We start from the raw sequence: 9922 nt of genomic DNA on the forward strand, positions 1-9922 counted from the left end.
ATTTTCCTGGAATATGTAGTGTTACCGATGGGAAAAAACACACAAAGGTTTGTTCGTACAATAGGATTAACGGCTATCTTATTGTTATCCATTTCGCCTGCTTATGCATGGGGACCACGAGCCAGACAGGCACTAACTACTATGGCAATTCAAATGATACAATCGGAATTCCCGTATGTATTTCGTCCTACGGGTTCTGCAGGTGTAGGTTACGAAAAGGAAGCAATACAAGGCGCCACAGATAGCTGGCAAACAATAGCAGAGTTTTATTCTTTTGAAAATGAGAAAGCCGTATTGACAGCCATCAGCTCTGAAATACAACTACTTCGGGATATACGCAAATTTGGACCAACATCTTACTATGCATACCGTTTAGGGGTTTTATCAGCAATGGTTTCGGAAGTGATGATTCCGTATGGGTTTGCATGGACAGAAGAAGAAAAGTTATTGCAAAAACAGGTAAATGAAGATATAGATAAGAGACTTGATAATTATGCCTATCAGGCTTCAAAAACACAACGCTTTTTTGTAACGGATATAAACAAATTCTTTTTTGAACGGCGTCCCTATTTTTTAGAAAATAAAAAATTGATTGCTAATGATTACCGTTTAGGTAAAGGATATAATGGTCTACTTGCAAAAGCAGGATTGGATTATTTTGTAAGAACAGTTCGAACAATTTCGGATATATGGTATACCGTCCTTCGTCCTGAAGATGAAGGGATTTGGGTAAGTCCCCCTTCCGACCGCACACGAGCATGGTATTTTGTAAAAGAAATCGAGTATCTGTTAGATGTAAAGAAAAATATGTATCAAGCAGATAAAATATATGAAAACTTTACAAAACTTAGCACAAACCCTCCAGAAGCAGTAAATCGTATTGGCGATGCCTTTTATCGCTTAAATGACCCGCAAGCAAAAAGTAGAGCCGTTCAACTCTGGCGGAGTGCTTATGTCAATTCTGTAGGTGAACTTCGCAATTCTATTGCTAAAAAATTAGGAAATTACTACTTTGAAGAAGGGCAGACAAAGTTTACTCGTGCTGGACAACCCGGTGGTAAAGAGGAAGATTTAAATGATGCCTTATATAGTTTCCAGCAGGCTATAGAATTTGACCGCGACAACAAACAGATTGTAGATATGATACAGGCAACTTACCAAGAGATAAAAGAACGAACGGAATACAGGAACATGCTGGTAGCCATCATTTCACAGGCGGAAAAGACACAGGAAGAAGCAGAAAAATATCGTCTTGCAGGTGATTATGGAAACGCTATATTAACATATCGTATCGCCGTGAGTTTGTATAATTCTGTAGATGACCGTTTTAAGGATTTAGAAAACAATGCAAAGAGTGGACTTCGCCGTGTAAAAAAGAGTATTTCCGATGTGATAAATGAAATCTTAGACCGTGCCAGTGATGCTATTGACCAGGGAGACCAGCATAAAGAAAATAACCGCTTTGAAGAAGCCATATCTTCTTATGCAAAAGTAGATAGTATTGTAAGTGTGATTCCAGATGATGAAAATCCTTCGTTAACACAACAGAAACAAAATGTTATTGAACTATCGAAAAAACGCATAGAAGAAGCGAAGGTCGCAAAAGTTCGTTATGAGCAAGCAATCCAAGAAGCACAACAAAAGCAAGCCGCTCAAGGAGGCGGTGCTGCACCTCGTCCTGCCGCTCCTGCTACTGCTCCTACGGCTCCTGCGGCTCCTGCTACCGGTAAAACGGGTGGTTGATGACTTTAACTATATAGGATGAAAATGATATTTGCTCAACTAAAAAATAGTTGCGTTAATTACTATTATTTACTGGTTTTACTGGTTTTGTTTTTTTGTGGTGGTTTTTGTTTTGCTCAAACAAATGAGGATACATCCGAAGGTTGCGGACCTTACCATTCACGATATAAATTACAACCACCCGCAAAAGAAATAGGAAAGCCACCGTCTCGTTCTCCGCTTACAAATCCTCCTGCAACTTCTATTAAAGCCCCTTCTCCAAAAAAATCTTTGACGAATCCTCCTGCGGAGTCAAAGTCTGCACCCCCTTCCCGAAAACCCGTAGAAAATCCTCCGGCTGTTTCCATAAAACAACCACCGAAGAGATTACCTATTTCCAATCCTCCCGCAAAACCTGTTTCCGTGCCTAAACCAAGAAAGGCATTACAATCACCCCCTGCTGAAGCAAAATTAGCACCTCCTCCCAGAAAACCCGTAGAAAATCCTCCGGCCACTCCCATTTCCGCACCTACTAAAAGGCAACCTCTCTCTGCACCTCCCGCTGAAGCAAAATTAGCACCTCCTCCCAGAAAACCCGTAGAAAATCCTTCGGCTACTCCCATTTCCGCACCAACAAAGAGGCAACCTCTCTCTGCACCTCCGGCTAAAGCAAAATCAGCACCTCCTCCTAAAACTCCTGTAGGGAAAGAAGACATTTCCCGAATTCGTCCTTATTGTGTTGGGGTAAAGGAACCGGGCTCAAAAGATGAACATCGTTTCATGCATTAAAAATTAGTTTTTTTCTTTTACAACCACAATCATGGGTTCCGTATAAACAGTATCTTCATTCAAAAATTCAAGAGTAAGCCAGAGTATAAGCAAGGTTGTGTGAACATTCACTCCCTCGGAAGGTGTTCCTGTCCCTGAGAAGGCTCCATCATCCCTCTGAAAAGAAAATAGTGGGTATATGTCATCTCGATTGATGATTTTTTTCTTGCCAAGGTAGCAAATAAAAGCCAATGCTTCCACTTTTAAATCGGAAGGAAATGAGATGGAATAGGTCAACGAATACAGTCGATGGGCTATTTCGTTTATTAATTGTCGAACATCGTTATCATTAGTAGACAGGCAATTTCGTTCAAGAAACCAGGCTAACGCCAGTGCCGAATGTGTTGTCTCATATTTCCCCCGTTTGGATTGTTCCTCGATTTGTCGGATTAATGTAATTTTATCTGGACAGTCCTCTTGTTTATCAATGAAAAGGGCTTTTAATTCAAGCCAGATATAACTCTCTGCCTGTTTTGGCTTTTTCCACTCAATACCTTTGTAATTTATCAATCTCCCGTATGTTTCCAGAGATTTTATATCCTGCGGTGTAGGAATTCGAATAAAAGACCTACTAAAAGTGAATTCATCGGGCAGGTCAAATCGTCGTTGTAAATAGTCTAATAAAATCAGGTCCTCAACTCTAAAATGGGATTTATTTTTGCGGATATAATCCAGTATTTTATCTCGTGATTTTTCTAATTCCTGTTTCTGCAAGGGTTCGTTTTCCGAATATGCTAATGGGATAAAAGGATAGGCTAAAAATAACGGAAGTAAGATAAAGGCAAAAAATTTTTTCATGATTCTTGTTGTTCTTTTAATTTTCCTTGCAATTTGTCCATTAAGACCGCAGATAGGATAACAATTCCTAATGTTACCTGTTGCCCGAAGGTCTCAATACCAATCCAATTAAGACCGCTGTTTAATGTAAACACAACACATAACCCTAACCATGTTCCCCACAAGGAGCCCTTTCCTCCACTTAAACTTGTTCCTCCAATTACAACACTCGCAATAACAGCCAATTCATCACCGATGCCCACTTTGGGACTTCCAGAACCCATACGCGATGCTAATATTACCCCTGCCAGAGCAGAAAAGGCACTGCATAGAATATATACGAACAATTTTATCCGCTTAATCGGCACACCACTTAATCGGGCAGATTCTTCGTTTCCTCCAACAGCCAGAGTATGTCTTCCAGCGGGCGTATAATGCAGAAGAATAAGCCCCGATAAAAATATTAGCCCAAAGATAACAATACTTACAGGAACGATTTGAAACCACATTCCTCTACCTATAACTAAAAATTCTTCGGGCACAGGACTGATAGGTTTGCCATTCGTAATAATATTCGCCAGACCTCGCAATAAACTCATAAAGGCAAGGGTGACAATAAAAGGCGGTATATCCCATAGGGTTATAATACTTCCCATAATAACACCAATAAAAATACCTATCATAATCCCTGCAAGGAAAGAGAATGGCACAAAAGAACCTGAAATGGAAGCAAAACGAACAGCTAACATGGCAGATATAACCCCTGCTGTGGCTCCAATAGAACCAATAGATAAATCTATTCCACCCGACATAATGACAAAAGTCATTCCTACTGCCATAATTCCGAAAATGGACAATTGATTTAAGATAAGAATGATGGTGGATAGAGAAGCAAAGCCCGGTTGCCCTTGATTTCTACCTATGATTTCAAAAATAACAAATTCGAGAATTAAAGTAATGGTTAAAGGAACCCATGAACGATAGAAAAGTGTTTTAATACTCTGATTAAGCCACATTCTGTTTTTTATATCCTGTGGCAAACTGCATAATTTTTTCCTGTGTGGCTTCTTCGCGAGACAATTCCCCGACAAGGTGTCCCTCATGCATAACGAGGATACGGTCGCACATACCCAGGACTTCGGGCAATTCACTGGAAATCATGAGTATGGCTACCCCTTCTTCCAGAAGTCGGTTCATGAGTTTGAATATCTCCGATTTTGCACCTACATCAATACCGCGTGTAGGTTCATCGAAAATTAAGATGCGGGATTGTGTAAAAAGCCATTTGGCAAGAACCACTTTTTGCTGATTCCCACCACTTAAATTCTGGGCTATTTGTTCAATAGATGGAGTGCGGATTTGCAAGTCATGCACATAATTTTCTGCTACCTGTCGCTCTTTAGCAAGATTAAGGAAAATTCCTTTTGTAATTTCTTTTAAGTTGGCAAGGGTTGTATTTTCACGAATGGTCATACCTAAAACCAAGCCCTGATTTTTTCGGTCTTCCGTGAGCAGCCCAATACCATTTTTTATGGCTTCCTGAGGAGAGCCGATTTTTACTTCCCTTCCATCAACATAAATCCTGCCTGCATCAATGGGGTCTGCACCAAATATGGCACGTGCCACTTCTGTTCTACCCGCTCCAACCAGACCCGTAAGACCTACGATTTCCCCACAATGCACCGAAAAGTTAATATCATAAAAAGCACCTTTACGGGTAAGACCTTCCACCCTTAATCGTTCCTCACCACGAGGAAAAGAGACCTTGGGATACTCATCTGTAAGTTCACGACCCACCATCATTTTAATCACATCTTCACGAGTTACATCACAAACATTATGAGTTCCAACATACTGACCGTCCCGCATCACCGTAACACGATTTCCAATCTCATAGAGTTCTTCAAGCCGATGGGAAATATAGATAATTCCTATATCTTGCCGTCTTAAAACTTTTATAAGTTCAAACAAAGTTTTCAATTCATGGTCTGTCAAGGTTGCAGATGGTTCATCCATTACAATTATTTTTGCCTTTATGCTTAAAGCCTTAGCAATTTCTACCATCTGTTGTTGAGCAATACTCAATTCTGCAACAGGAACTCGCACATCCAATTTTAACCCAACACGCTCCAATACCTCCTGTGCTTCGGTATACATTTGTTTCCAATTTATAAAAGGGGTTTTGGGAATACGCGGTTCTCTGCCAAGAAAAATATTTTCCGCAACGCTTAAATAAGGAATAAGATTAAATTCCTGATATATCATGCTAATACCCAATTGCTGGGCGTGATAGGGAGAGGTAATTTGTATCGGTTGCCCTTCAAGGAAAATCTGACCCGAATCCATAGGAACCGCACCTGCCAATATTTTCATAAGTGTTGATTTGCCGGCTCCATTTTCCCCGACAAGGCAATGAACCTCTCCATAACGGACCTCCAACCTTACTCTATCCAATGCCAGAACACCCGGGAAGCGTTTGGTTATATCTCTCATCTCAAGTAATAAATCGCTCATTTGTTTTGCCCTTCTAATAAGGTTTCGCGTGTAATCAATTTTACAGGAATATATTTTACAGGAGGAATATTTTTCCCCTGAAAAAATTCCGCAATCGTTTCACTTGCCGTTTTACCAATCTCCTTCGGAAACTGAGCAATGTCTGCAATCAGCGATTTTCCTTCACGAATGGCTTCACATGCTTCCGGTGTGGCATCAAATCCGACAATCTTTATTTTTCCCTGCAATCCTGCAGATTCTACCGCAGCCAGAGCCCCTAAAGCAGAATCATCGTTAATCCCGAAAATGGCATCTAAATCCGAGCGAGAAGCAATCAAGTCCTGAGCAGAACGCATGGCTTTGTCTCGTTGTCCTTCGCCCGGCACTTTTTGGACTATAGTAATTCCAGGATATTTTTTAATGGCGTCTTCAAAGCCCTTAACCCGTTCCTGAACGGATGTTACCATAGGATGGTCAATAATAGCGACTTTCCCTTGTCCTTTTAATTGCTCCGCCAGAAACTCTCCCAACAAATTTCCACCCTGATAATTATCGGAGGCTATATGGCAAATAACCTCAGTTTCTTTAACAGCAATATCCACCGTGAACACAGGAATTTTTTTTCCCATGGCTTGCTTTATAACGGGTGCCATTCCGCTGGAATCTGTAGGGGCAACTACCAGTGCTTGAACCCCCTGTAATACAAACATTTCTATCTGGTCGTTTTGTTTTCGCGGGTCAAATTCTGCATACTGAATTTTCATCTGGATATTTTTTTGTTCTGCAGTCTCTTTCATTGCCCCTGCCAAATCTTGATAAAAAACATGTGTCTGCGTTAGCAAAGAAGCCCCCACTACTATTCGCTTTGTTTTTTCCTGCCCTGTTATTTCTTTTTTTCCTGAACAGGAAAGCATTAAAAAAGGTAGTAGAATTGCTACTAAAATTAAATGGTACCCATTTGTTTTTAAAATGCACATATCTATTAAAAATTCCTTATTTTACATATCTTCATTTTAATATACCTGAAAACAATTAATCCAATTGAAGTCAATTCGGAATTCTATTTGTCGTATCCTGCAGTATACCAACAATTATAGGGGAAAGGTTGTAAAAACATTTTATTATTTATAGATAGATTATCAATGATGGAAGGTTCTTCACTATTCCAATTTACTTTTATACCATCAAACCACGCTCCACTAAACGAGCCTTCTTCATTCCCGCACCAGACCCCCAACATGATGAGCAGGGTATTTGCAGATAAAGATTGAAAATTTATATCCGGCGATAAGGAATGGATAAGTTCAGAGATATTAAGAGTTATATGATGAGAACGGTAGCCGTAATCGGGCAATCTCATGGAGACAAATTTTCTTTCTTCTCTGCATTTGTCCAGAAATTGGGGGTTTGCAGACACTCCATCATGATAAGCCCAGATTTTTGGTATATGTTTAACTCGCTCCTCACGGGCTCCCCAATGACCTACCCACATCCAGCAGAATTCTTTATCCTTAAATAAAGCCACTCGTATAAATCCACCTCCATAAAAACTTTTTTCACTATTCGGAATGTAATATTGCATTTTAACAACAGGTTTTGCATCACCATCCGGTATTTGTAAAACTTGATAGGCATCTATGCTTTCATCGTATTGCCACGCATGCCCTTTATATCGGACAAATAAATGCAGGGATTGTTCCCCGGGAAGTTTATCACATTTTTGTATTTCATGGATAAACCCCGGTTCCTGTTCTGCTTGATATCGTACAGGAAACAACCAATCCGTTAAACCTTGTTCAAAATCACCATTTTTAATCCCTTTGTAGGATGACATCTGGCACCAATTCATAAAAGCACGAGGGTCCATATCTTTCGTAAATACAGGGAAGTTGGGTGGATACTCATGTTTTGCCTCTGTATCTAATTGACGACCTATCAATTTTACATCCGAACCATTAATAATGGCTTCTGTAAAATATCCACGGTCTTTTTCGGTATTAAACTCGGGATACTCCTCTCCAAAGGCTCTTCCAGGAACTAAAGTAGGCAAAACAACAAATTTGGTGCCCTGATATTCCCATGCCGTTCGAACAGATGCTTTAATACCATTATGAACATGCCCCATAAAAACATATTGAACATTGCCATATCGCACTATGGTGTCCAATAATTTGTTTTTCCTATCTTTAGGGTAAGTGTAATATTCTAATTGGGACAGACCTACAGGTAATAAATGATAATGCAAAAATACCATCACAGGGCGCCGCCATGCTTCATGAAGTTCGTTATCTAACCATGCTATCTGCCCTTCAAAATCATTCTTTTCTAATAAATCCGGTGTGCATAAAACAACTACCCTCCAAGAACCACAATCAAAGGCATAATCAGGCAAACGAAAACCACACAACCGTTCCTGCATAGATAAAAACAATCCATCCTCATACTTCCCATCATGGTTTCCATGCACTAAAACCATAGGCATTTTTAGAGGCTGGACTGCCTTTTCAAATGCAGAAAAATAATCTGGACGGGGAAAAGCAACAAGGTCGCCATCGAAAACAATTAAATCTACCTGCTCCTGATTTGCTGTATTCACCATTTTACACAATGTTTGTTCCAATTCCCGCTCAAATCCAACCGAACTATCCGCAGGACCTATTTGCGGGTCGGCTACGAGAAACATACGGAGATTTTCTGCTTTTCCCGCAAGAGAAGCATAATAATCCGTTAAGGCTTTGTTAGCTTCGCCCTGAACCAATAGGATAAAACATAAAACAACAGAAACCATAAAACCTCCTGATATATATCCTTTCCATGATTATACGAATTTATTTTTAATTGAACAACCTGAATGTCCAACCACCAAGCTACCCTATCTGAAATGTTTTCCATAGAGTTGATACAATATAATTTGTAAATATAAAAATTGGATTCCATGAAAGGAGATGTTTAATATGGAAAAAGTTTTGGTATTGTTAGCTCAAGGGTGCGAAGAGGTTGAAACGGTAACCGTAATCGATTTACTTAACCGTGCAGGCCTTGAAGTAACTACAGCCTGTCTGGATAATGAAAAAGTGATACACGCCAGCCATGGTGCCTTGCTAATGGCACAAAAAACTTTAAATGAAGTATTAAACGAAGAATTTGATATGGTTGTTTTGCCAGGGGGACTTCCCGGCGCAGACCATTTAGCAAACGATACAAGGGTAATCCGCCTAATAAAAGATATGGCAAAAGCAGGAAAATATGTTGCTGCAATATGTGCCGCACCACATATATTGGCAGAAAACGGCTTACTCAACGGGAAAAAAGCCACTGCTTATCCCGGGTTCTTAAAGAAATCCGACTTTCCTCAAATAGACATTTGTGATGAAAAGGTTGTTGTAAGTGGAAACATCATCACAGGTAGAGGTCCGGGAGTTGCCATGGATTTCGCCCTGACACTCATCGAAATTCTATGCGGAGAGGAACTACGCGATAAAGTAGAAAAAACCCTTGTCCGCTATTAAAATTACACCTTTGCTAATTATATATTTCATTCCACCAAAAGATAGAGGTTAAAATAAAGGTATACAAATCATCATTACTACAATTGAGATTTCTAAATAAAGGTTTAATTTTTTAATTATTGTAATACAGCGGGAGTTTCAAGGGAAAATGAAACGAAAGAGAGCGGGAGTGGTATTAATAATATCGGTAAGCAATAGCGAAATAATAAACTTTAATAAAAGGAGATAAAAAAGAGGAAAAAAGAACAAAAAATCAATACAATTATTATTGGTTATCGAAAAGATATTTTCCTTTCCCAAAGCGATTTTTCCTCTCCAAAAACGGTATAATTATTTTGCAGGTTAACACAAAACCTAAAAATCCTATTTGTTCAGAGGTCTCAGGTATCCAATGCATCCCATCCGTCCCATCCGTCCCCTTTGTCCCATGCGTCCCATGCGTCTCATACATCCCTTTATCCCATCCGCCCCCTTTGTCCCCTTTGTCCCGTGCGTCTCATGCGTCCTATGCATCCCATTTGTCTCATTTGTCCCATGTGTCCCATGTGTCTCATGCGTCCTATGCGTCCCATCCGTCCTATGCGTCCCATCCG

The 9922-nt window shown here is 39.9% G+C and carries 9 protein-coding genes; 2 read left to right on the forward strand and 7 right to left on the reverse strand.

Annotated features, from left to right (window positions below):
• Positions 1-1743 (forward strand): hypothetical protein (locus PLA12_13645; GenBank protein HOQ33536.1); only part of this gene is annotated, 1743 nt, incomplete at its 5' end.
• A 152-nt stretch (positions 1744-1895) separates the two neighbouring features.
• On the opposite strand, the gene PLA12_13650 is transcribed toward PLA12_13645, so the two are convergent.
• The 6 genes from PLA12_13650 to PLA12_13675 all read right to left on the reverse strand — a co-directional run bounded on the left by PLA12_13650 (position 1896) and on the right by PLA12_13675 (position 8608).
• Positions 1896-2438 (reverse strand): hypothetical protein, encoded by a 543-nt coding sequence (locus PLA12_13650; protein ID HOQ33537.1) that lies wholly within the window; start codon positions 2436-2438, stop codon positions 1896-1898.
• 76 nt (positions 2439-2514) lie between these two features.
• Complete coding sequence (locus PLA12_13655) at positions 2515-3348, reverse strand: hypothetical protein (GenBank protein ID HOQ33538.1); 834 nt, start codon at positions 3346-3348, stop codon at positions 2515-2517.
• A complete protein-coding gene (locus PLA12_13660) occupies positions 3345-4343 on the reverse strand; it encodes an ABC transporter permease (GenBank protein ID HOQ33539.1) in 999 nt (332 codons plus the stop codon). Before PLA12_13660 ends, PLA12_13655 begins: the two co-directional genes overlap by 4 nt.
• A complete protein-coding gene (gene gguA / locus PLA12_13665; GenBank protein HOQ33540.1) occupies positions 4333-5841 on the reverse strand; it encodes a sugar ABC transporter ATP-binding protein in 1509 nt (502 codons plus the stop codon). Before gguA ends, PLA12_13660 begins: the two co-directional genes overlap by 11 nt.
• A complete protein-coding gene (locus PLA12_13670; GenBank protein HOQ33541.1) occupies positions 5838-6797 on the reverse strand; it encodes a substrate-binding domain-containing protein in 960 nt (319 codons plus the stop codon). Before PLA12_13670 ends, gguA begins: the two co-directional genes overlap by 4 nt.
• An 83-nt stretch (positions 6798-6880) precedes the next feature.
• Positions 6881-8608 carry a metallophosphoesterase gene (locus PLA12_13675; GenBank protein ID HOQ33542.1) on the reverse strand — a complete coding sequence of 576 codons (1728 nt, stop codon included), beginning with the start codon at positions 8606-8608 and terminating at the stop codon, positions 6881-6883.
• 166 nt (positions 8609-8774) lie between these two features.
• On the opposite strand from PLA12_13675, the gene PLA12_13680 reads away from it, so the two are divergent.
• Complete coding sequence (locus PLA12_13680) at positions 8775-9329, forward strand: DJ-1/PfpI family protein (protein ID HOQ33543.1); 555 nt, start codon at positions 8775-8777, stop codon at positions 9327-9329.
• Between the two features lie 363 nt (positions 9330-9692).
• On the opposite strand, the gene PLA12_13685 is transcribed toward PLA12_13680, so the two are convergent.
• Positions 9693-9922: hypothetical protein (locus tag PLA12_13685; GenBank protein HOQ33544.1), on the reverse strand; the 230-nt coding region annotated here is incomplete at its 5' end.

It is taken from the genome of Candidatus Hydrogenedens sp. (assembly GCA_035378955.1).
Classification (GTDB): Bacteria; Hydrogenedentota; Hydrogenedentia; order Hydrogenedentales; family Hydrogenedentaceae; genus Hydrogenedens.